This window comes from Sphingomonas sp. S2-65 (assembly GCF_021513175.1).
In the GTDB taxonomy this organism is placed as follows: Bacteria; Pseudomonadota; Alphaproteobacteria; order Sphingomonadales; family Sphingomonadaceae; genus Sphingomonas.
Genome location: NZ_CP090953.1, coordinates 2,385,805 through 2,406,452 on the forward strand (window position 1 = coordinate 2,385,805; position 20,648 = coordinate 2,406,452).

23 protein-coding genes are annotated in these 20,648 nt (G+C 67.2%); 11 read left to right on the forward strand and 12 right to left on the reverse strand.

The window, feature by feature from the left end:
- The 4 genes from ribD to gltX all read right to left on the reverse strand — a co-directional run bounded on the left by ribD (position 1) and on the right by gltX (position 3,742).
- The gene (ribD, locus tag LZ586_RS11150; protein WP_235079782.1) at positions 1–951 is read right to left on the reverse strand and encodes a bifunctional diaminohydroxyphosphoribosylaminopyrimidine deaminase/5-amino-6-(5-phosphoribosylamino)uracil reductase RibD; all 951 of its coding nucleotides are present in this window, start codon (positions 949–951) and stop codon (positions 1–3) included.
- 14 nt (positions 952–965) lie between these two features.
- Positions 966–1,313: a V-type proton ATPase subunit G gene (locus LZ586_RS11155; protein ID WP_235076374.1), complete on the reverse strand. Its 348-nt coding sequence runs from the start codon at positions 1,311–1,313 to the stop codon at positions 966–968.
- 208 nt (positions 1,314–1,521) lie between these two features.
- Positions 1,522–2,202 carry an energy transducer TonB gene (locus tag LZ586_RS11160; protein ID WP_235076375.1) on the reverse strand — a complete coding sequence of 227 codons (681 nt, stop codon included), beginning with the start codon at positions 2,200–2,202 and terminating at the stop codon, positions 1,522–1,524.
- 211 nt (positions 2,203–2,413) lie between these two features.
- A complete protein-coding gene (gene gltX / locus LZ586_RS11165; RefSeq protein WP_235076376.1) occupies positions 2,414–3,742 on the reverse strand; it encodes a glutamate--tRNA ligase in 1,329 nt (442 codons plus the stop codon).
- A gap of 112 nt (positions 3,743–3,854) precedes the next feature.
- Here gltX and LZ586_RS11170 point away from each other — a divergent pair, with 112 nt between their 5' ends.
- A complete protein-coding gene (locus LZ586_RS11170; RefSeq protein ID WP_235076377.1) occupies positions 3,855–4,790 on the forward strand; it encodes a ribose-phosphate pyrophosphokinase in 936 nt (311 codons plus the stop codon).
- Here LZ586_RS11170 and LZ586_RS11175 read toward each other — a convergent pair.
- Positions 4,787–5,536 (reverse strand): sulfite exporter TauE/SafE family protein, encoded by a 750-nt coding sequence (locus LZ586_RS11175; protein ID WP_235076378.1) that lies wholly within the window; start codon positions 5,534–5,536, stop codon positions 4,787–4,789. The two genes, LZ586_RS11170 and LZ586_RS11175, sit on opposite strands and share 4 nt — an antisense overlap.
- A gap of 54 nt (positions 5,537–5,590) precedes the next feature.
- Between LZ586_RS11175 and LZ586_RS11180 the strand changes: the two genes are divergently transcribed.
- A complete protein-coding gene (locus LZ586_RS11180; protein ID WP_235076379.1) occupies positions 5,591–5,914 on the forward strand; it encodes an antibiotic biosynthesis monooxygenase family protein in 324 nt (107 codons plus the stop codon).
- A gap of 36 nt (positions 5,915–5,950) precedes the next feature.
- Here the strand turns inward: LZ586_RS11180 and LZ586_RS11185 are convergent, their stop codons facing one another.
- Positions 5,951–8,242, reverse strand: a complete 2,292-nt coding sequence (locus LZ586_RS11185; protein ID WP_235076380.1) for a CDC48 family AAA ATPase — start codon at positions 8,240–8,242, stop codon at positions 5,951–5,953.
- Between the two features lie 300 nt (positions 8,243–8,542).
- On the opposite strand from LZ586_RS11185, the gene LZ586_RS11190 reads away from it, so the two are divergent.
- Positions 8,543–9,427, forward strand: a complete 885-nt coding sequence (locus LZ586_RS11190; protein WP_235076381.1) for a LysR substrate-binding domain-containing protein — start codon at positions 8,543–8,545, stop codon at positions 9,425–9,427.
- A 194-nt stretch (positions 9,428–9,621) separates the two neighbouring features.
- Here LZ586_RS11190 and LZ586_RS11195 read toward each other — a convergent pair whose 3' ends face one another.
- Entirely contained in the window at positions 9,622–10,077 is a 456-nt protein-coding gene (locus LZ586_RS11195) for a peptidylprolyl isomerase (RefSeq protein ID WP_235076382.1), read from the reverse strand.
- A 134-nt stretch (positions 10,078–10,211) separates the two neighbouring features.
- Between LZ586_RS11195 and mgtE the strand changes: the two genes are divergently transcribed.
- On the forward strand, positions 10,212–11,621 hold the full coding sequence (gene mgtE, locus LZ586_RS11200; protein ID WP_235076383.1) for a magnesium transporter: 1,410 nt from the start codon (positions 10,212–10,214) through the stop codon (positions 11,619–11,621).
- A 31-nt stretch (positions 11,622–11,652) separates the two neighbouring features.
- On the forward strand, positions 11,653–12,069 hold the full coding sequence (locus LZ586_RS11205; RefSeq protein ID WP_235076384.1) for a DUF1489 family protein: 417 nt from the start codon (positions 11,653–11,655) through the stop codon (positions 12,067–12,069).
- 62 nt (positions 12,070–12,131) lie between these two features.
- On the opposite strand, the gene msrA is transcribed toward LZ586_RS11205, so the two are convergent.
- The 3 genes from msrA to pabB are packed head-to-tail and all read right to left on the reverse strand — an operon-like array spanning position 12,132 to position 15,777.
- Positions 12,132–12,785 carry a peptide-methionine (S)-S-oxide reductase MsrA gene (msrA, locus tag LZ586_RS11210; RefSeq protein ID WP_235076385.1) on the reverse strand — a complete coding sequence of 218 codons (654 nt, stop codon included), beginning with the start codon at positions 12,783–12,785 and terminating at the stop codon, positions 12,132–12,134.
- Positions 12,786–12,811: 26 nt separating this feature from the next.
- Positions 12,812–14,011, reverse strand: a complete 1,200-nt coding sequence (locus tag LZ586_RS11215; protein ID WP_235076386.1) for a pyridoxal phosphate-dependent aminotransferase — start codon at positions 14,009–14,011, stop codon at positions 12,812–12,814.
- 35 nt (positions 14,012–14,046) lie between these two features.
- Positions 14,047–15,777: an aminodeoxychorismate synthase component I gene (gene pabB, locus LZ586_RS11220; RefSeq protein WP_235079783.1), complete on the reverse strand. Its 1,731-nt coding sequence runs from the start codon at positions 15,775–15,777 to the stop codon at positions 14,047–14,049.
- Positions 15,778–15,854: 77 nt separating this feature from the next.
- Between pabB and LZ586_RS11225 the strand changes: the two genes are divergently transcribed.
- Positions 15,855–16,517 carry an MBL fold metallo-hydrolase gene (locus tag LZ586_RS11225; RefSeq protein WP_235076387.1) on the forward strand — a complete coding sequence of 221 codons (663 nt, stop codon included), beginning with the start codon at positions 15,855–15,857 and terminating at the stop codon, positions 16,515–16,517.
- On the opposite strand, the gene LZ586_RS11230 is transcribed toward LZ586_RS11225, so the two are convergent.
- Entirely contained in the window at positions 16,514–16,948 is a 435-nt protein-coding gene (locus LZ586_RS11230; protein ID WP_235076388.1) for an MAPEG family protein, read from the reverse strand. The two genes, LZ586_RS11225 and LZ586_RS11230, sit on opposite strands and share 4 nt — an antisense overlap.
- Positions 16,949–17,141: 193 nt before the next feature.
- Between LZ586_RS11230 and rpmF the strand changes: the two genes are divergently transcribed.
- The 5 genes from rpmF to LZ586_RS11255 all read left to right on the forward strand — a co-directional run bounded on the left by rpmF (position 17,142) and on the right by LZ586_RS11255 (position 20,104).
- Positions 17,142–17,321: a 50S ribosomal protein L32 gene (gene rpmF / locus LZ586_RS11235; protein WP_235076389.1), complete on the forward strand. Its 180-nt coding sequence runs from the start codon at positions 17,142–17,144 to the stop codon at positions 17,319–17,321.
- A 29-nt stretch (positions 17,322–17,350) separates the two neighbouring features.
- A complete protein-coding gene (gene plsX / locus LZ586_RS11240; RefSeq protein ID WP_235076390.1) occupies positions 17,351–18,379 on the forward strand; it encodes a phosphate acyltransferase PlsX in 1,029 nt (342 codons plus the stop codon).
- Entirely contained in the window at positions 18,376–19,347 is a 972-nt protein-coding gene (locus LZ586_RS11245; RefSeq protein ID WP_235076391.1) for a beta-ketoacyl-ACP synthase III, read from the forward strand. The genes plsX and LZ586_RS11245 overlap by 4 nt, the downstream gene beginning before the upstream one ends.
- Before the next feature lie 105 nt (positions 19,348–19,452).
- Positions 19,453–19,758: an integration host factor subunit alpha gene (locus tag LZ586_RS11250; protein ID WP_235076392.1), complete on the forward strand. Its 306-nt coding sequence runs from the start codon at positions 19,453–19,455 to the stop codon at positions 19,756–19,758.
- 7 nt (positions 19,759–19,765) lie between these two features.
- The gene (locus tag LZ586_RS11255; protein WP_235076393.1) at positions 19,766–20,104 is read left to right on the forward strand and encodes a MerR family transcriptional regulator; all 339 of its coding nucleotides are present in this window, start codon (positions 19,766–19,768) and stop codon (positions 20,102–20,104) included.
- Here LZ586_RS11255 and LZ586_RS11260 read toward each other — a convergent pair.
- The gene (locus LZ586_RS11260) at positions 20,101–20,634 is read right to left on the reverse strand and encodes a SixA phosphatase family protein (RefSeq protein ID WP_235076394.1); all 534 of its coding nucleotides are present in this window, start codon (positions 20,632–20,634) and stop codon (positions 20,101–20,103) included. The genes LZ586_RS11255 and LZ586_RS11260 overlap by 4 nt on opposite strands.
- Positions 20,635–20,648 lie beyond the last annotated feature (14 nt).

Here is a 20,648-nt window from a genome sequence, read left to right on the forward strand (position 1 = left end):
TCAGGTGCTCGCGTAGACTTCGAGACGGTCGCTGCCAAGCTGCCGTGCGTCGAGAAGGGACCAGCGGCCATGCGCCGCGGCAAGATCGGGAAGGCCGATATCGCCGAGCGCAGGTTTGCCCGTGCCAAGCAGGATGGGCGCGCGGTAGAGGAGAAGGCGGTCGACCAGCCCGGCGCGTAGGAAAGCGGCGGCGGTCTCGGCGCCTCCTTCGACAAGCAGATGGTCGGTGTCGGGGAGCGCGGCGATGTCGCCGGGGCACTCGATCTCTAGCACGTCCGCCCCGAGGCTGGAGCCGGAAGACGTCAGGACAAGCCGTCGGGGTGCGCGATCTTCCAGGCCGGGGAGGCGGACGTCCAATTTGGGGTGGTCCGCTTCCCACGTGCCCCGCCCCACCAGGATCGCTTCGTGGCGGGCGCGTTCGAGATGGGCGTGGGCACGGGCCCGAGCGCCGGTGATCCAGCGGCTTTCGCCCGAGCAAAGCGCGATGCGGCCGTCGAGCGACGTCGCCAGCTTCAGAGTGACATAGGGGCGGCCCGTGGCCTGGCGCGTGAGGAAGCCGGCCATGGCCCGACGCGCCTCGGGTGCGAGCACGCCTTCGACGACGTCGATGCCGGCGGCGCGGAGGCGCTCGGCCCCTGCCCCGTTGGTGCGCGGGTCGGGATCGCCAAGCCCAATCACCACGCGGTCCACGCCCGCGTCGATCAACAGCGTGGAGCAGGCAGGGCCGCGGGGTGAGACATGCGCACAGGGTTCGAGCGTGACATAGGCAGTGGCACCGCGAGCATGCTCGCCGGCCTCGGCCAGCGCGATCGCCTCAGCATGGGGACGACCGCCGGGCCGCGTCCAGCCGCGGCCGACCACGACGCCGTCGCGGACGATCACACAGCCGACATTGGGATTGGGCGCGGTGCGCCCGCGCGTGCGTTCGGAAAGCATCAGCGCGGCCGCCATCCAGCGGCCGTCGGTCAGATGCCCCACTTCTTCAGGCTCTCATCCACTCGCTTGAACTCTTCCTGGCGCTGCTTGCGCTTCTTCTCGAGTTCGGCGAGCTGGGCTTCCTTCTTGGCCTGATCGATCTTCTGCTGCGCGCGGATCTCCGCGTCGGTGCGGCTCAGCGGCCAGGATTCCACATAGATGATGTTGCGCTTGTACGGGACCGCGATGTTCGAGTCCTTCACGAATGCCCAGATGACCACCAGAGTCAGCGCCATGGCGAGCATCAGGAACCAGATCTCGTACGCAGGGCGCCCCGCCAGATAGCGGCGCAGGTCGCGGATCGCGCGGAGGGGCGAAATGGAGCGAAGGAAGGTCATGCAGGCGCCAAGATAAGGATGCGGAGGGCTGGCCGCAAACCCTCTCGCATCCGTGGGGGAAGAACGATGCGTTTCCGACCGGATCCGTCGTCCCGAGGTCGAGCCGGGATCCCGCTTCTTCTTCTGCTTGTTCAAGAGAAGCGGGACCCCGGCTCAAGGCCGGGGTGACGGTTGGGGGGGTGCGGTGCGAGTGCGGCCCCCTGCTTGCCTACAGGTTCTCGATCAGGAAGCGGGCAGTGATCTGTTTCCAGCTTTCCTGGGGCACGTCGCCGCGGGTTGCGGGCTTGAAGCGCCATTTGGCCAGTGCCTGGCGCCGAGTCGCCTCGAAAAAGGCCGGGCTGGTGGCGTTGACCTGCTGCACTTCCTTTACCCGGCCATCGGTGCCGATCAGCACGCGGACGACCGCCACGCCGTCACGCTGCGCGCGCAACTCGTTGGAGGGGTATTCCGGCTGGAAGTCGCGGGCATAGCGCGGGTCCTGGGTAGCGGCGATCAGCGGCAGCGGCGTCGGCTTCGCGACTTCCAGCGCGGGGCCGGCTGTCGGGCCGACGCTTTCCGAAAGGCCGGGCGGCGGCAGTTCCAGCGGCGGCAGGGTGGTCGAGTCGAATTGGGGATTTTGGGACGGAAGCGGAATCCGCGCGTCGGGCACGAAGATCTTCGGCGTTCGAGCCAGAACCGGATCGTCGGTCTTCGGCAGTTCGCGCGGCTTTGGCGGCTCGGGCGGCGGGGTGAGCGGGATATTCTCGGTCCGGAGCGTCGTCGGCGGCTCGGGCCTGAGGAACTGCGGGGCCGAGAACATCAGCCCGCCGATGATCACGCCGTTGATGACGAATGCCGCACCGAAACTGACGGTGCGGGATTGGGGAGGTGTGTAGCGGTCGGCTTGCATGCGTTGCACTCCTTCTCCTGTACCCGGACTGCTGCCGGGTTGAGATATGATACAACGTTGCATTTGCCTGTAAAGCGCAATCCTCCCGCGCACGGTGCGGGGAGCCGCGCACGCAAGTGCGTGGTGAAGGGGCCATTCCGAACGGAGTCGCGCGCTGAGATCCCCCTCCACCATGCTGCGCATGGTCCCCCTCCCCGTCCCGGGGAGGATTTTAGGGGCGGAGCCTTTCCAATGCCCGCGCTCTGCCGATCAGCGGGAGTAGCGCTCCCATGTCAGGGCCGTGTTCGCGGCCGGTGAGTGCGAGGCGGAGGGGGAGGAACAGGCCCTTGCCCTTGCGGCCGGTTTCTTCCTTGAGCGCGCCGGTGAGCGCGCGCCATGGATCCGAGCTCCAGTCGAGCGACTCGGCGATCTCGGCGGCGCGGGCGAGGAAGGCCCGGTCGTCTTCGCTCGGCGCGGGCGCTTCGACGGGGCCCTGCACCACTTGCCACCAGTCAGCAGCCTGCGCGACGGTTTCGAGGTTCGGGCGGATCGCGTCCCAGGCTTGCGCGTCCATGCCCTGGGGCAAACGGGCGGCGACCTGATCGAACGGCAGCTGGTGGACGATGCGGGCATTCACCTGGGCGAGTTCGGCCTCGTCGAACCGCGCCGGCGCGCGGCCGAACCGGGCGAAGTCGAAGCCGGCGACGAGCGGGGCGAGATCGGCAAACGGCTCCACCGGATCGCTGGTGCCGAGCCGGCCGAGCAGCGAGGCGATCGCCTGGGGCTCGATCCCGATCTCGCGGAAGTGATCGATGCCCAGTGAGCCGAGCCGCTTGGACAGCTTGCCCTCGCTGCCGGTCAGCAGGGCTTCATGGGCGAAGTGCGGCGGGGCGCTGCCAAGCGCCTCGAACATCTGGAGCTGGGTCGCGGTGTTGGAGACATGGTCCTCACCGCGCACGACATGGGTGACGGCCATGTCGACATCGTCAATCACAGAGGGGAGCAGATAGAGCCACGACCCATCGGCGCGGCGAATGACGGGATCGCTCATCGTGGCGGGATCGAAGCGCTGAGGGCCGCGGACGCGATCGTCCCATTCGATCGGCTGATCGTGATCGAGCCGGAAGCGCCAATGCGGGGTGCGCCCCTCGGCCTCCAGGGTGGCGCGGTCCGCCTCGCTCAACGCAAGCGCTGCGCGGTCGTAGACGGGGGGGAGGCCGCGACCGAGCCGTATCTTGCGCTTGAGATCGAGTTCCTGTGCGGTCTCATAGGCCGGGTAGACGCGGCCCGCTGCGGCCAGCTCGGCAAAGCGCGCCTCGTAGCGCTCGAAGCGGGCGGACTGGCGCTCCTCGGCGTCGGGCTGAAGCCCCATCCAGGCAAGGTCGGCGCGGATCGCATCGACGAAGCGCTCCTGCGAGCGCTCGGCGTCGGTGTCGTCGATGCGCAGCAGGAAGGTGCCGCCATGGCGCCTGGCGAACAGCCAGTTGTGAAGCGCGGTGCGGAGATTGCCGACGTGCAGCGTACCGGTCGGGCTGGGAGCAAAGCGGGTGGTCACCGTCATGGAGTGCGACCTAGGGCGCGCGTGGTTAAGCGGCAATGGGGCATTGCCTATCGCGGATGCGGGCCTAAGGGAGTGCGCACATAGCTTCATTAGCCGACGGGACCTCGCGCACATGAAATTGATGGCCGGCAATTCGAACATGCCGCTCGCGACGGCGATCGCCGACTATCTCGAGATCCCGCTGACCAAGGCGAATGTCCGGCGCTTCGCCGACGACGAGATCTTCGTCGAGATCCTGGAGAATGTCCGCGGCGAGGACGTCTTCGTACTGCAGTCGACCAGCTATCCCGCGAACGACAATCTGATGGAGCTGCTGATCATGATCGACGCGCTGAAGCGCGCGTCGGCCAAGCGGATCACCGCAGTCGTCCCCTATTTCGGCTATGCCCGCCAGGACCGCAAGCCGGGGCCGCGGACGCCGATCTCCGCCAAGCTGGTGGCCAATTTGATCACCAAGGCGGGTGCCGACCGCGTGCTATCGGTCGACCTGCATGCCGGGCAGATCCAGGGTTTCTTCGACATCCCGACCGACAATCTGTTCGGCGCACCCGTCATGTCGGCCGACATCCAGACGCGCTTCCCGGGCAAGCAGTGGATGGTGGTGTCGCCCGACGTCGGCGGCGTGGTGCGGGCCCGCGCGCTGGCCAAGCGGCTGGACAACGCGCCGCTGGCGATCGTCGACAAGCGCCGCGAGCGCCCGGGCGAATCCGAAGTGATGAACATCATCGGCCATGTCCAGGGCCGCTTCTGCATCCTGATCGACGACATCGTCGATTCGGCCGGCACGCTGTGCAACGCGGCGGCGGCGCTGAAGGCGGCGGGGGCCGAGGATGTGGTCGCCTATTGCACGCACGGCGTGCTGTCGGGCGGCGCGGTGGCGCGAGTCGACGGATCGGCGCTCGGCGAGCTGGTCATCACTGATTCGATCGGCAACCATGCGGTGATCGCCGAGAGCAGCAAGATCCGCCACCTGACGATCGCGCCGCTGCTGGCCGAGGCAGTCCGGCGGATCGCCGACGAGGCGTCGGTTTCCAGCCTGTTCGACTAAGCCAGCGCTTCCCAGAGCAGCGCGGCGCCGACCGCGATCATCAGCACATAGATTGCCGTGAAGAAGCGCTCCGCAGGGACGCGGCGGACCAGCGCGACGCCCGCCACTGTGGAGACGAGCGCGAGCGGAAGCAGCGCGGCGGCGGTCAGCAGGTTGGCGGACGTGAACTGCCCGAGCGCGGCATAGGCCGGCACTTTGATCCAGTTGATGACGGCAAAGAAGATCGCGGTGGTGCCGACCAGCAATTCGCGCGGCAGGTTGCGGGGCAGGACCCAAAGCTGAAAGGGCGGCTGGCCGGCATGGGCGATCTGGCTGGTAAAGCCGGACGCCACCCCGAACAGCGATCCTACCCATTCGGGCCAGCGGTTCGCCGCGCGAGGCGGTGCGTGACGCGCGGCCCACAGGCGATAGGTGCCGAACAGCATCGAAATCGCGCCGACCGCGGCCATGACCGCGCTGGGTGAGACGCTGGCGGCAAAGACATAACCGAGCCAGATGCCGAGCACCGCGCCGGGCAGCATCCAACCGAGCAGCTTCCAGTCCACTGTGCGCCGAAACGCCCATACGCCGACCACATCCTGGGCGATCAGCAAGGGCAGCGTGATCGCGGCGGCGCGGACCGGGTCGACGGCGAAAGCCAGCAGTGGCAGCGACAACGCGCCCATCCCGGCAAACCCGCCCTTGGCGAGGCCGAGCAGGATGACGGCGGGGATCGCGAGCGCGTAGAAGTGCCAATCGGTGATCATGCCACGCCGCTAGCGGCTTTGCCGGCGGACGCGAACCTTCTTATGAAAGCAGGCATGACGCAGGATCGGACCGGACAGACCGCCGTGATCTTCATCGCCGAGCGGACGGCGGAGGACGATGCCGGCTATGCCGAGGCCGCGGCGGCAATGGGTCTGCTGGCGGCGGCGCAGCCTGGATATCGCGGCGTGGATTCGGTGCGCGGCGCGGACGGCGTGGGAATCACGGTTAGCTATTGGGCCGACGAGGCCAGCGCCGTGGCGTGGCGCCGGCATCCCGACCATGCAGCGATCCGCGAAGCCGGACGGGGGCGATGGTATCGCTGGTACCGGCTCCACGTCGCCGAAGTGGGGCGCAGTTACGGGTGGGACCGGTCCTGAAGCCGCAGCCGGTTGCCCGGCTGCGGCGGGGACAGGTCAGTCGGCGCCCTTCGGGCCCTTGCCCTGGAGCATGCCGGGGGCGATGAAGCCGAGCGGCTGGATCGCGCTGGCTTGCTGCTTGAGCCGGCCCTGCATTGCGCGATATTCTTCCTCCATCTCGGGCGTGACCGTCGCGCGGCTGTCGCCGAGCGCTTCCTCGAAATGCGCCATCGTCACTTCGCGCGAGTCGAGCGACTGGCGCAGCGCGATCAGGCCGGCGCGGCGAACCACGTCCTCCAGATCGGCGCCGGTGTAGCGCTCGGTACGGCCTGCGACCTCGCCAAGGTCGACGTCGCTAGCCAGCGGCATCTTCTCGGTCTGGATGCGCAGGATGCGCTCGCGGCCCGCCTTGTCGGGGACCCCGACATAGATGAGCTCGTCGAAGCGGCCGGGCCGGAGCAGCGCCGGATCGATGAGGTTGGGGCGATTGGTCGCCCCGATCACCACCACCGATTGCAGCTCCTCGAGCCCGTCCATCTCGGCAAGGATGGTGTTCACCACCCGCTCGGTCGCCTGGGGCTCACCAAGACCGCCGCCGCGCGCCGGCACCAGCGAGTCGAGCTCGTCGATGAAGATGACGCAGGGCGCGACCTGACGCGCGCGGGCGAACAAGCGGGCGATCTGCTGCTCGGATTCGCCATACCATTTCGACAGCAGGTCGCTGGACTTGGTGGCGATGAAGTTCGCCTCCGCCTCGCGCGCGACTGCCTTGGCGAGCAGCGTCTTGCCGGTGCCGGGCGGGCCGTAGAGCAGGAAGCCCTTGGCGGGGCGAATGCCCAGGCGGCGGAACGCGTCGGGCTCCTTCAAGGGCAGCTCGACGCCTTCCTTGAGGCGCATCTGCGCATCGTCGAGGCCGCCGACATCATCCCAGCGCACCTGTGGCGCCTGGACCATGACTTCGCGCATCGCCGAGGGCTGGACGCGCTTCAATGCCTCCAGGAAGTCGTCGCGGGTGACCTCGAGCGTGTCGAGCACCTCGGGGGGGATCGTGCCTTCGGACAGGTTGAGCCGGGGCATGATCCGGCGCACGGCTTCGATCGCCGCTTCGCGGCTGAGCGCCGCCAGATCGGCGCCGACGAAGCCGAAGGTCGTGCGGGCGAGCTCGTTCAAGTCGACGCCCTCGGCCAGCGGCATGCCGCGGGTGTGGATGCCGAGAATCTCGCGACGGCCACGATCGTCCGGGACGCCGACCACGATTTCACGGTCGAAGCGGCCGGGACGGCGCAGTGCCTCGTCGATCGCCTCAGGCCGGTTGGTGGCGGCGATGACGACGATGTTGGCGCGGGCCTCCAGCCCGTCCATCAGCGTCAGCAGCTGGGCGACCAGACGCTTCTCGGCCTCGCCCGAGACCTGGCCGCGCTTGGGCGCGATCGAATCGATCTCGTCGATGAAGACGATCGACGGGGCAGACTTGGCCGCTTCCTCGAACACCTGGCGCAGGCGCGACTCGGACTCGCCATAGGCAGAACCCATGATCTCCGGCCCGTTGATCAGGTGGAAGGTCGCGTCGCTTTCGTTGGCGACCGCGCGCGCCAGGCGGGTCTTGCCGGTGCCGGGCGGCCCATGGAGCAGGACGCCCTTGGGCGGATCGACGCCCAGGCGCTGGAACAGCTCGGGGTACCGCAGCGGGAGCTCGACCATCTCGCGCAGCTGATCGATCGTCGCGGCCATGCCGCCGATATCGTCATAGGTGACGTCGGCGCGGCGGCTTTCCTTCGCTTCCTCATATTCGGCGCGAAGCTCGACCTCGGTATTCTCGTCAATATGGACGACGCCGCGCGGCACCGTGGAAATGACCGCCAGGCGAATCTCCTGCAGCGCATAGGCCGGCGCGCGGAGATACTGGGCGACATTGGGCGGCACGTCGGCGCGCTGGTGACCGACCGTCGCGATGGTGTCGCCAGCGGTGAGCGGGCGCGCGAAGAAGGTGCGCTTGAGCGCGTTGCTCGACCCCTGAAGACGGAGATTGGCCTGGGCCGGCGCGAACACCACGCGAGTCGCGGGCTTCGATTCGGCCTTGCGCACCTCGACAAAGTCACCCGAGCCGACGCCGGCATTGGCGCGCTGCAGGCCATCGATGCGGAGCAGCTCGAGCCCTTCGTCCTCGGTATAGGGCAGCACCGCGCGTGCGGGCGTCGCCCGCTTGCCGACGATCTCGATCACGTCGCCCTCGGTGATGCCGAGGGTGGCCATCAGCGAACGAGGGATGTGGGCGAGGCCGCGGCCGCTGTCCTCGGGCCGGGCATTGGCTACCTGGAGCTTGCGCCCTCTTGTTTCATCGTCCGCCATGGGATCCTTCCAGATGCGTGAAGGCGGAACATAGGAACGGGGCACGGGTGCCGCGAGAGGGGCAAAAAAAATGGCGGACCCGGAGGTCCGCCTTTGAAAGGTTTAGGAGAGGATGCCTGAAAGGCCTGTTCTATGTGCGGTGCGGTGCATTTTTGTGCAAGTGCGAAAAATACGGGAGTGACGTGCAACACTTGCAATCGTACCGGGCCACACCGATAATCATTCCGCTGAGGTGGACACTCCGCGAGCCCAGCAATGCTGGCTGGTCAGTGCTTCTGACGCAGTGCACAATGAGAGACTATGCGCAGGCTTCCTCCTTTGACCGCCATCGAAGCGTTCGTACAGGTCGCGCGGCTCGGCTCGATCAAAGCCGCCGCCGAAGAACTGGCACTGTCTTCTCCTGCGCTTAGCCGGCGCGTCCAGTCGCTGGAGCGGTTCATCGGCAAGCCGCTGTTCGAGCGACGCCATCAAGCGCTGCGGTTGAACGACGATGGCGAGCGGCTGCTGGGGCTGATCGCCCCGGCACTCGACGGGATGACCGACGCGGTCGAGGGCATGATGAGCGGCAGTGAATTGCTGCGGCTTCGCCTGAGCGTCTTTCCGCTATATGCGACGCAGCAGCTGATGCCGAAGATGCCCGAGCTGCGGCGGCGCCATCCCGAACTGCACCTGGATGTCGACACCGCCGGCCACGCGATCGCCCGGCTGGGCGACAGTCTGGATGCCGCAATCGTCATCGCCCGCGATATCGACCCGGCGTTGTACTCGCGGCGGCTGGACCGCAACCGGGTGCATGTGATCGGCCACCGATCGCTGCTGGAGGGCCCCAATCCGGTGACAAAGCCCGAGCATCTGGCGCGGCTGACCGCGCTGGTGCACCGCGACATGCCCGAGACCTTCACCGCGTGGAAGGCGGCGGCGGGGATCCCCGACCTGGACCCGCTGGCGATCGACCATTTCGACGCGGGCAACCTGATGCTGGAGGCCGCGGCGCAGGGGCTGGGCGTCGCCTTCATGCTGGAATCGCACTTCGAAGCGGCGCGCGACGATCGGCTGGTGCGGCTGTTCGACCTGACGGTGGAGAGCCAGTACAGCTATTGGTTCGTATGCCGGCCGCGAGCGCTCACGCAGCGCCCGGTGAAGATATTCCACGACTGGCTGGTGGAAGCGTTCGCGGCGGAGTGAAGGGCCTTGCTTCCCTTTGTGAAGGGCGCGAGCCGCAGGCCGCCTGACGCAGACATCGCAAACAGGTTCATTCCTCCCTCGTCACCCCGGCCTTGGGCCGGGGTCCCGCTGCCTTGTCCAGACAGAAGAAGAAGCGGGATCCCGGCTCGAGGCCGGGATGACAGAGGAATTCTAGAGGCTTGTTCCCGCCGGGCTTACGCTTCCGAGCGGACCTTGACGATCTTGCCGGGGCTGCGGGGCGGCTCGCCCTTCGGAAGCGCGTCGACATGATCCATGCCTTCGACGACTTCGCCCCAGACGGTGTACTGGCGGTCGAGGAAGCTCGCGTCGTCGAGACAGATGAAGAATTGCGAGTTCGCGCTGTTGGGATCGTTGGTGCGCGCCATCGAGCAGACGCCGCGGGCGTGGCGCTCGGCCGAAAATTCGGCGGGAAGGTTCGGCTCCTTCGAGCCGCCCATGCCGGTTCCCGAGGGATCGCCGCCCTGGGCCATGAAACCGTCGATCACGCGGTGGAACACCACGCCATCATAGAAGCCTTCATCGGCAAGCTTGACGATGCGGGCGACGTGCTGGGGGGCGAGATCGGGACGCAGCTTGATGCGGACGTCGCCGGTTTCGAGCGTCATCACCAGCGTGGAGGGTTCGGCCATGGGATACTCCTGAAGAACAATCGCCCGGGACCTAAGGGCGGCGGGGACCAGTTGCAACCGTCGGGGTGCATTGGCAGGAGGCAGGCACCACGTTAGGAGCACGGGCGACCGGGCGCAGCGAAGGAGGTCGAACGATGAGCGAGACCGAACTTCATCCCGACACGCAGCCAGCCGAAAGCGAGCTGGACGAGGACGACCGGCTGAAACCCGAATTCGTCGCCGCCGTGCTGGAAGCAGTCGAGGCAGGCGATTCCGAGTCGGCGCATCTCAGGGTCGCGCCGCTCCACCCCGCCGACATCGCCGATCTGGTCGAGCTGACTCCGGCCGAATTGCGCCCCGCTCTGGTGGCGGCGATCGGCGACCTGATCGACGGCGACGTGCTCTCCGAGATGAACGACTGGGTCCGCGAGACGCTGGTCGACGCCCTCACCGCCACTCAGGTCGCCGACATCGCGTCGGAACTCGATACCGACGACGCGGTCGCGATCATCGAGGACATGGAGCCTGCCGACCAGCGCGAAGTGCTGCGCGCGCTGGATCCCGACGATCGCGCGGCGATCGAGGAAGCGCTGTCCTATCCCGAGGAGTCCGCCGGGCGGCTGATGCAGCGTGAGCTGATCGCGGTGCCCGAGCATTGGACGGTGGGCGGCGTGCTCGATTATCTACGCAGCCACGAGGAACTGGCGACCGATTTCTGGGAAATCTTCGTCGTCGACCCGGGACACAAGCCGGTCGGTACCTGCGCACTGTCCTGGATCCTGCGCACCCCCCGCTCGGTGTCGGTGCGCGACGTCATGGCGCGCGAGCAGACGCTGATCCCGGTCGACATGGACCAGGAGGAGGTGGCGCTGCGCTTCCAGAAGTACGCGCTTATCTCCGCGGCGGTGGTGGACGGCACCGGGCGGCTGGTCGGAATGATCACGGTGGACGACGTGGTCCACATCATCTCCGAGGAAGCCGGCGAGGACATTCTGCGGCTGTCGGGTGCCGGCGAAGGCGACATCAACGAGCCGGTGTTCGACAGCTATAAGGGGCGCGTGCGCTGGCTGATCGCGAACCTGGTCACCGCGCTGTCCGCCGCGACGATCATCAGCCTGTTCGGCGGCACGATCGAGCGGCTGGTGGCCCTTGCGGCGCTCGGCCCGATCGTGTCGGGCGTGGGCGGCAATGCCGGCACCCAGACCATGGCGGTGACGGTGCGGGCGCTGGCGACCAACCAGCTCACTCAGTCCAACACCATCCGAGCGATCCGCCGCGAAATGCAGGTGGCGATGCTCAACGGCCTGTCGGTGGCGACGCTGGTGGGCATCGGCGTGGCGCTGTGGTTCGGCCACGCCGCACTGGGAGGGGTGATCGCAGTCGCGATGCTGGTCAACATCGTCGTGGCTGGCCTGGCCGGCGTGGTGGTGCCGCTCACATTGGAACGGTTCGGGGCGGATCCCGCGGTTTCATCGTCGGTGTTCGTGACGATGACGACCGATTCGATGGGGTTCCTCGCGGTGCTGGGGCTCGCAACGCTGGTTGGACCGGCACTGCTCGCTTGAACGAGGTCGGCCCAGAGCCCAGCTATGCGGCGTGCCGCTTCATCTTACCAAGGTCGCCTTTGGCTGCGACAGCATCGAGTTTCTGCAGGACCGCCTGGCGATGCGCGCCGCGCATGGTCCCAGCTTCCTGACAACGCGCTATCTGCCCAAGCGGCATGAAGAGATCGCCGGCGAGGGCGTCGCGGGCGGATCGCTGTTCTGGATCATCAAGCACCAGTTGATCGGGCGGTCGCCGATCCTGCGCTTCGGCGAGGCCGAGGGCGGGCGCGTCGCGATTCACCTGGAACCGAGATTGGTGCTGGTGCAGGCGCGGCCCAAGCGGGCGCACCAGGGGTGGCGCTACCTGGAGGGCGCGGATGCGCCGGTCGATCTAGGCGAGGCCGGCGGAGGAATGGACGAGCTGCCGCCGCATCTGGTCGGGGAGCTGGCGGGGCTGGGGCTGCTCTGAACCTCAGCGGCTGCATGGCGCCGAACCCTCACCCAACCCTCTCCCGCAGGCGGGAGAGGGCGTTAATTCGCCAGCTGGGGGTAGGCGTTGCGGAAGGCGGTTACCTTGGGCTTGTCCCAGCGGGTGATGTAGGGGTGGTTGGGGTTTCGCCAGAAAAAGTCTTGGTGCTCCGCCTCCGCCGGGTAGAAGGCGCCGCTTTCGAGCTTGGTGACGATCGGACGGGGAAAAGCCCGGGTACGGCCGAGCTGGGCAATGTACGCCGCCGCTACGCCACGTTGCTGCGCGTTTTGCGGGAAGATGGCCGAGCGGTAGCTGGGGCCGGTGTCGGGACCCTGGCGATTGAGTTGAGTCGGATCGTGCGCGACCGAGAAATAGATCCGGAGCAGCGTGGCGTAGCTCACCTTGCGGGGATCGTAGACGATGCGGACCGCCTCGGCATGACCGGTGCGTTCGGTCGAGACCTGGGCATAGCGTGCGGTACCCTTGGTGCCGCCGGCATAGCCGTTGGTGACGGACTGGACACCCTTTACCGATTGGAACACCGCTTCCATCCCCCAGAAGCAGCCTCCGGCGAACACCGCTACCTGAGGCCCGCGGGCACCGGTGACGTCCTGCTGCGCCGCCGGGATCGCTACCGCGCGTTCGGCGCCGACCGAAGCCGGCGCGAGGAACAGGATTGCCGCTACCGCCGCGGCGGGGATCGTCCATTTGAGCATGGACGATAGATTGTGCGGCGAACGGTTCAGCGCAAGGCGGCGCAGGCGTGCTGGATGCGCGTGCACGCCTCGGTCAGCAAGGCTTCCGAGGTCGCATAGCTGATCCGCATCGCCGGCGAGAGCCCGAAGGCGGCACCGTGCACCGCCGCGACCTTGGCTTCGTCGAGCAGATAGCCGATCATCTCTTCGTCGGTGTTGATCTTGAGGCCCTTGGGCGTGGTCTTGCCGATCAGCCCGGAAAATTCGGGATAGACGTAGAAGGCGCCTTCGGGTGTGGGGCAGGTCATGCCGACTATCTGGTTGAGCATGCCGACGACCAAGTCGCGGCGGCTTTGGAACGCGGCGGTGCGCTCCTTGAGGAAGCTCTGGTCGCCGTTCAGCGCCGCGACCGAGGCGGCCTGGCTGATGCTGCACGGGTTCGAGGTCGACTGCGACTGAAGCTTGCCGATCGCCTTGACCAGCCAGGCCGGGCCGCCGGCGTAGCCGATGCGCCAGCCGGTCATCGCATAGGCCTTGGACACGCCGTTGGCGGTCAGCGTGCGATCGTAGAGCTGCGGCACGACCTGGGCGATCGTCGCGAATTCGAAGCCGTCATAGAGGATATGCTCGTACATATCGTCGGCGTAGATCAGCACGTGCGGGTGGCGCAGCAGCACCTCGCCGAGTGCCTTGAGCTCGGCAGCGCTGTAGGCGGCGCCGGTGGGATTGGAGGGCGAGTTGAGCACCACCCACTTGGTCTTGGCGGTGATCGCGCGGTCGAGCTGCTCGGGCTTGATCTTGTAGTTCTGATCGGCCCCGGCGGCGATGAAGACGGGCTTGCCGCCCGCGAATTCGACCACGTCGGGATAGCTGACCCAATAGGGCGCCGGGACGATCACTTCGTCGCCGGCGTCGATCGTGGCGCAAAAGGCATTGAACAGCGTATGCTTGCCGCCCGAATTCACGCTGATCTGGTTCTCGGCATAGGTCAGGCCGTTGTCGCGCGCGAACTTGGCGACGATCGCCGCCTTGAGCTCGGGCGTGCCGTCGACATTGGTGTATTTGGTCTTGCCCGCGCGGATCGCCTCAATCGCGGCTTCCTTGACGAAGTCGGGCGTGTCGAAATCGGGCTCGCCGGCGCCCAGGCCGATCACGTCGATCCCCTGCCGCTTCAGCTCGAACACGCGGCTCGTCATCGCGAGCGTGGCAGAGGGCTGGATGCGCTGAAGCGCGGCGGAGGTCTGCATGAAGGGCGGCCTTTCCGGGAGAGGAACGCGGCGGGCTATACGTCCGGGTTCACGGCTTCCGCAACTGTAACGGCTGCAACCAATCCGCGCACGGCGTTGCCAAGGAAGAAGCCGCGCGCGAGGTCGGCGGGGGTCAGGTCGCCCTCCACCGCACGGCCGCTGTCGAGCAGCTCGGCCCGGAGCACGCCCGGCAGGAGCCCGCGGGCGAGCGGCGGCGTAACGAGCATGCCGCCGTCCCGCTCGACGAACAGCGAGGTGAAGCTTCCCTCGGTCAGATACCCATCGGGATCGGTGAACAGGACTTCCCAGGCGCCGGCGCCTTCGCGCGCCTGGTCGTAAAAGGCGCGGCGGCTGGTCTTGTGCCGCAGACGGAAGTCCGCGGTCGCGACCGGCAGGGGGCGGACTGCGACACGCACCGGCGCCGCCGGCTCGGGAGGGAGCGGGCGCGCGCCGATCGCGATCGAACCGGAAGGTCCGAGCAGCAGCCGGATCCTGGTGGGATGGCGCAAGCGGAAGGTGGCGGCCTGGAGCTCGTTGCGAACGTTGTGGCGATCGAAGGGAAAGCCGAGCGCACGGGCGCTGGCCTTCATCCGCGACAGATGCCGTTCGAGGAAGGCGATCCCGTCGAGCGGATCGAAGCGCATCGTTTCGATCAAGTCGAAAGGCGTCTCACCAGCCGTCACGAACGCTCCCTTGGCAAGGCATTCCTCCCACTCGGCCCGGGCCCGCGAATCGGCAACCACGCCCGAACCGAGCCCGAGCACTGCCCTGCCCTGCCCATCGCAGACAAGGGTGCGGATCGCCACGTTGAACATCGCATCGCCATTCGCATCCAGCCTGCCGATCGCCCCGGTGTATATGCCGCGTGCGCCCTGCTCGACTTCGCCGATTATCTGCATCGCGCGGATCTTGGGCGCGCCGGTGACCGAGCCGCAGGGAAATAGAGCGCGCAACGCATCCACGGCGTCAAGCCCGGGCCGCAGCCGTGCGGTGACGGTGGAGATCATCTGGTGGACGGTGGGATAGCTCTCGACCCGGAAGAGATGCGGCACCGCGACGCTGCCCGCCTGCGCCACGGTGGCGAGGTCGTTGCGCATCAAGTCGACGATCATCAGGTTCTCGGCGCGCTGCTTGGCGTCGGCGGCCAGCGCCTGGGCGCGCGCGGCGTCCTCGACCGCGTCGCCGGTGCGCGCGGCGGTGCCCTTCATCGGCCGCGCGGTGAGCCGGTCGCCCTCCAGCGCAAAGAACAGCTCGGGGGAAAAGCTGAGCAGCCAGCGGCTGCCGGTCGCGACCAGCGCGCCATAGCCGGCGCGGGCGCGCTTACGGAGCAGCGCGAACAGCGCGGGTTCGCTTCCGGCATAGCGCAGCGTCGCGCGGAAGGTGAGGTTGGCCTGATAGATGTCGCCGGCGCAGATATAGTCGAGCACCCGATCACAAGCGTCGCGGTAGGCGGGCCAGCCGATCTGCGGTTCGGGGACTCCTGCCCAGGCGCCGGCAGGGTCGGGAAGCAGTGCATCGACCTGATCGGAGTCCAGCGTCTCGAAGCCGCGGAACAGGCCGAACCACAGGCTCGAGCCTTCGTAATCCAGGGAGCCGGCGGCGTGGAGTCCCTGCGCGGTGGCCAGGCGGATCTGGTCCAGCGCGGCTTCTACCCGCTCTTTGCCATTCGCCTCGACGATGTCGACGGGGTCGCGGTACAGCCGCGCGGGGGCGCCGCCGATGCGGGCGTCGTCGAGCAGGACGAAGGGAGGCGCGGGTAGCCGCATGGCCGCCCGCATGCCGATACCGGCCGGCGGGAGCAACCCCGTTGCCGCGCCATCCTCGCCTGCCCTATCAGCCAAGGATGTCCCAGCCCCCGCTTCGCGCCGTCCTCATCCCCGTCACCCCGCTTCAGCAGAACTGCACGCTGTTGTGGTGCACGCAGACCATGCGCGGCGCCTTCGTCGATCCCGGCGGCGACCTCCCCAAGCTGCGCGCGGTAGCGGCCGAACAGGGCGTGACCGTCGAGAAGATCCTGCTGACCCATGGCCATATCGACCATTGCGGCGAAGCCGCGGTGCTGGCGCAGGAACTGAGGATACCCATCGAGGGACCGGAACAGGCCGACCGCTTCTGGATCGCGCGGCTGGAAGAGGATGGCCGCAAATACGGCATCCGCGGCGTGCCGTTCGAGCCCGATCGCTGGCTGGAAGAGGGCGACCAAGTCACCGTGGGTGCGCTGGCGTTCGACGTCTACCACTGCCCCGGACACACGCCGGGGCATGTCGTGTTCCATCAGCCCGAATCGAAGCTGGCGCTGGTGGGCGACGTGCTGTTCCGCGGATCGGTGGGACGAACCGACTTCCCGTTGAGCGACCCGGCAGCGCTGGTCCAATCGGTGGTCACCAAGCTTTGGCCGCTGGGGGACGACACGGTGTTCATCCCGGGCCATGGCCCCGCCAGCAACTTCGGGCATGAGCGGCGCACCAACCCGTTCGTGGGAGATGCAGCGCTGAGCGCGAACTAGCGGGTCTGCTCGATCCGAAAGACCGTCGTGCCCGGCTCTGGAGCGCCCCGGCTCTGCAGCCCGGTCCAGGCGGCGAACAGCGCCAGGCCGACCATGATGAGCATGGTGGTGGCGATCCCGATCTGGCGCAGCCGCATGGCGCCGTCCATGCCGAAGCCGTGCAGGATTCGCCCCAGCACGAACACTGCCGCAACGATCCACAGCCAGAGCTGCGAGCCGACCGCAAATTCGATCAGCGCGATGAGGATCAGCACGATCGGCACATATTCGGCAAAGTTCGCATGCGCGCGCATGCGGGCGAGCAAGCGGGGGTTGCCGCCATCGCCGACCGAGATGCCTTTCCCGATTCGCAGCTGGCCGATTCGCACGCCGAGCCAGAAGTTGATTAGCGCGGCGGCGCCCGTGGTAGTTAGCGCGACTGGAAGCAGCATGTATCCCCCTTGGTAAGGGGCGGCACCTCTACACACACTTGCAACATGGGCAAGAATCGCTATAGGCGCTGCCTCGCTTCGTGACCTGTCCGCTGGTCCGGCGAGCGCCGGCAGCAGCCGTCGCTTGCCTGAACTTCAACGCGGGCGTATCGCGACCTATATTCAAGTGCTTGTATTGTAAGAAGGTGCCTCGATGGCCGTTCCTAAGAGAAAAACCTCGCCGTCGCGGCGTGGCATGCGCCGGGCGCACGATGCGCTCACCGTTTCGGCATTCCAGGAATGCTCGAACTGCGGCGAACTGAAGCGCCCGCACCATCTGTGCACGGGTTGCGGCCATTATAACGGCCGCGAAGTCACCTCCGCAGAGGCCTGAGCCAACACGCGGACAAGAGGCCTGCCGGCATGACCAGCTTGCGAATCGCCGTCGATGCAATGGGCGGCGATGAGGGAATAGCCGTCATGCTGGCCGGAACCGCGCGTGCGCGTCGCCGGTACGAGGGGATGGAATTCATCCTCGTCGGCGACGAAGCGAAGATCCGGGAGGGGCTCAAGGCCCATCCCAACCTGACGGCTGCGTCGGAGATCATCCACGCGGCCGACGTCGTCGCGTCCGACGCCAAGCCGAGCCAGGCGATCCGCCGCGCCAAGACCACGTCGATGGGGATCGCCATCGACATGGTGAAGCAGGGTCGCGCCGGCGCCGCGGTTTCTTCCGGCAACACCGGCGCGCTGATGGCGATGTCCAAGCTCGCGCTGCGCACCATGCCCGGGATCGACCGGCCCGCGCTCGCGGCGCTGATGCCGACGCTGGGCGAGAACGACTCGGTGATGCTCGACCTGGGCGCCAACACCGAAGTGGATGCGCGCAACCTGGTTCAGTTCGCAGTGATGGGCGCAGCCTATGCCCGCATCGCGCTCGACCTGGAGCGCCCCCGAGTCGCGTTGCTCAACATCGGCACCGAAGAGATGAAGGGCACTGAAAGCATCCGCGATGCCGCGGCCGAGCTGCGGGACGCCAACCATCTGGGTCTCGACTTTCACGGCTTCATCGAAGGCAACAAGCTGTCGCGCGGCGAAGTCGACGTGATCGTGTGCGACGGGTTTTCCGGCAACATCGCGCTGAAGACGATCGAAGGCACCGCCCGCTTCGTCGGCGACTTGCTGAAGCGCGCCTTTTCCAGCTCGACGCGTTCGAAGATCGGCTTCCTGATCTCCAAGCCCGCCACCGAGCTGCTGCGCCATCATCTCGACCCCAACAATCACAACGGGGCGATCTTCCTCGGGCTCAACGGCATCGTCGTGAAGAGCCATGGCAGCGCCAATGCAGTGGGCATCGAGACCGCGATCGGCTTTGCCGCGAAGATGCTGCGCGACGACCTTAATCGGCGGATCGCGGAGGACCTCGGAAACTTCAAGGCGAAGGCAGCGTGACACGGCGTTCGGTCATCCTGGGTACCGGCTCTCTCTTGCCGGCGCGGCGCGTCTCCAATGCCGAATTGGCCGAGACCGTGGACACCACCGACGAGTGGATCGTCGAGCGCACCGGAATCCGCTTTCGTCATATTGCCGCCGAGGGTGAGACCACCAGCACGCTCGCCACGGGTGCCGCCAAGGCCGCGATAGAGGCGGCCGGGATCGAAGCGTCCTCGATCGATCTGATCGTGTTGGCGACCGCCACCCCCGACCAGACCTTCCCGGCAAGCGCGACTCGGGTCCAGACTGCGCTCGGCATCGGCGATTGCGTGGCGTTCGACGTCGCGGCGGTGTGCTCGGGCTTCCTCTACGCCTTGCAAGTCGCCGACTCGATGATCCGGGCCGGCGCGCACCAACGCGCGCTGGTGATCGGCGCTGAGACGTTCAGCCGCATCCTCGACTGGGAAGACCGGGCGACCTGCGTGCTGTTCGGCGACGGCGCGGGCGCGGTCGTGCTGGATGCGCAGGAAAGCGACGAAACGACCGGCGCCGGCATCCTGGCGACGCGGCTCCATGCCGATGGGCGGCACAATGACCTGCTCTACGTCGATGGCGGGCCCTCCACCACCGGCACCGTCGGCAAGCTGCGCATGAAGGGCCGCGAGGTGTTTCGCCATGCCGTGACCAACCTGGCCGCGGTGATGGAAGAATCGCTGGGCGCCGTGGGCATGTCGTCCGCCGATGTCGACTGGGTAGTGCCGCACCAGGCAAATGCCCGGATACTCGACGCCACTGCCCGTAAGCTCGGCCTTGCGCGCGAAAAGGTGGTCGTCACGGTCGACCAGCACGCCAACACGTCCGCAGCCTCGGTGCCGCTCGCGCTCGACGCCGCGGTTCGCGATGGCCGGATCAAGCGGGGCGACCTGCTGGTGCTCGAGGCGATGGGTGGTGGTTTTACCTGGGGGGCGGCAGTGGTTCGCTTCTGATCGACTCGGGATCTTAGCAAGCCCGGTGTTAGGGATGTTGCTGGTTTGCGAACGCTTCGCGTTCTGTTAAGTTGATGCAACACAGGTTAATTGCGGGGAATCGTTGTGGACAAGCCGGACGCGGGCACTCTCACCAGGGCTGACCTGGCTGAATCGCTGCATCGTGAAGTTGGCCTGTCGCGTGCCGACGCCGCCCGCCTCGTCGAACAGATCCTGGGGCACATGTGCGAATCCCTTTCAAAGGGCGAGAACGTCAAGATTTCCGGGTTCGGCAGCTTCATTCTGCGCGACAAGGGCGAACGCGTCGGCCGCAATCCGAAGACCGGCGTCGAAGTTCCGATCGCGCCACGTCGCGTCCTCACCTTCCGCGCCAGCCAGATGATGCGCGACCGCATCGTGGCGGGCGACTGAGTAGCCGATGACCGCGCCGGAAAAGGCAGCCGGCGCGCTGCGGACGATCGGCGAGCTCGCCCAGGAAATCGGGCGCCCGCAACATATCCTGCGCTATTGGGAAACCCGCTTTCCGCAGCTGCGGCCGCTGACGCGCGCGGGTAATCGCCGCTATTACCGGACCGAGGATGTCGCCTTGGTTCGCCGCATCCATCACCTGCTGGCGAACGAGGGATACACCATCCGCGGCGTGCAGAAGCTGCTGGTCGAGGAAAAGGGTGGCGCGAAGATCGCGATCACGCCTGCCGCGGACCTGCGGACCGTGCGGGATGCGCTGGCGCGGGCGCTGGAGGATGACGCCGGCTAGGGCGTATCGGGGCCGAGGCTGGGATCCAGATCACGGGGACGTACGAAGAAGGCGAGTTCCGCGTCGCCCGGGCGTATCGCCTGCCAATCGCCGGCGAACTGAAGCTGGGCGAGGCTCGCAGTGGGGAACTTGATCTCGACTTCGTCGCGCAACGCGCTGCCCGTGGGCACGAGCGACAGGATGAGTTCTTCGAGCCCCGGATTGTGTCCGGCGAGCAGTATCTGCTCCCGGTCGGCGGGCAGATCGTGGATCACGTCGAGCAGGCTTGCCGTCGAAGCCAGATAAAGCCGCTGATCCCAAGCCGGTGGCGGCATGCTGCCATAGCCGCGGGCGACATGGTCGAGCGTCTCCACCACGCGCTGCGCTGGCGAGGCGACGATATGATCGAAGGAAAGCTGGAGCTTGCGCAGATGACGGCCCATCATCGCGGCGGCACGCTGCCCCTTGGGGTTGAGCGGCCGATCGAAATCGCGCGAGACGAGATCGTCCCACCCGGACTTTGCGTGGCGCAGCAGCGTGAGCGTCTTCATGCGTCCCCGGATCG

Bases quoted from the DNA above. Each gene is read 5' to 3' on its own strand.
- ribD (WP_235079782.1), bottom strand. From the start codon at position 951: ATGGCGGCCGCGCTGATGCTTTCCGAACGCACGCGCGGGCGCACCGCG.
- LZ586_RS11185 (WP_235076380.1), bottom strand. From the start codon at position 8,242: ATGGCGGACGATGAAACAAGAGGGCGCAAGCTCCAGGTAGCCAATGCC.
- rpmF (WP_235076389.1), top strand. From the start codon at position 17,142: ATGGCCGTTCCTAAGAGAAAAACCTCGCCGTCGCGGCGTGGCATGCGC.
- LZ586_RS11260 (WP_235076394.1), bottom strand. From the start codon at position 20,634: ATGAAGACGCTCACGCTGCTGCGCCACGCAAAGTCCGGGTGGGACGAT.
- msrA (WP_235076385.1), bottom strand. From the start codon at position 12,785: ATGCTCAAATGGACGATCCCCGCCGCGGCGGTAGCGGCAATCCTGTTC.
- plsX (WP_235076390.1), top strand. From the start codon at position 17,351: ATGACCAGCTTGCGAATCGCCGTCGATGCAATGGGCGGCGATGAGGGA.
- LZ586_RS11170 (WP_235076377.1), top strand. From the start codon at position 3,855: ATGAAATTGATGGCCGGCAATTCGAACATGCCGCTCGCGACGGCGATC.
- LZ586_RS11225 (WP_235076387.1), top strand. From the start codon at position 15,855: ATGTCCCAGCCCCCGCTTCGCGCCGTCCTCATCCCCGTCACCCCGCTT.
- LZ586_RS11160 (WP_235076375.1), bottom strand. From the start codon at position 2,202: ATGCAAGCCGACCGCTACACACCTCCCCAATCCCGCACCGTCAGTTTC.
- LZ586_RS11175 (WP_235076378.1), bottom strand. From the start codon at position 5,536: ATGATCACCGATTGGCACTTCTACGCGCTCGCGATCCCCGCCGTCATC.
- LZ586_RS11230 (WP_235076388.1), bottom strand. From the start codon at position 16,948: ATGCTGCTTCCAGTCGCGCTAACTACCACGGGCGCCGCCGCGCTAATC.
- LZ586_RS11195 (WP_235076382.1), bottom strand. From the start codon at position 10,077: ATGGCCGAACCCTCCACGCTGGTGATGACGCTCGAAACCGGCGACGTC.
- LZ586_RS11155 (WP_235076374.1), bottom strand. From the start codon at position 1,313: ATGACCTTCCTTCGCTCCATTTCGCCCCTCCGCGCGATCCGCGACCTG.
- gltX (WP_235076376.1), bottom strand. From the start codon at position 3,742: ATGACGGTGACCACCCGCTTTGCTCCCAGCCCGACCGGTACGCTGCAC.
- pabB (WP_235079783.1), bottom strand. From the start codon at position 15,777: ATGCGGCTACCCGCGCCTCCCTTCGTCCTGCTCGACGACGCCCGCATC.
- mgtE (WP_235076383.1), top strand. From the start codon at position 10,212: ATGAGCGAGACCGAACTTCATCCCGACACGCAGCCAGCCGAAAGCGAG.
- LZ586_RS11255 (WP_235076393.1), top strand. From the start codon at position 19,766: ATGACCGCGCCGGAAAAGGCAGCCGGCGCGCTGCGGACGATCGGCGAG.
- LZ586_RS11190 (WP_235076381.1), top strand. From the start codon at position 8,543: ATGCGCAGGCTTCCTCCTTTGACCGCCATCGAAGCGTTCGTACAGGTC.
- LZ586_RS11180 (WP_235076379.1), top strand. From the start codon at position 5,591: ATGACGCAGGATCGGACCGGACAGACCGCCGTGATCTTCATCGCCGAG.
- LZ586_RS11215 (WP_235076386.1), bottom strand. From the start codon at position 14,011: ATGCAGACCTCCGCCGCGCTTCAGCGCATCCAGCCCTCTGCCACGCTC.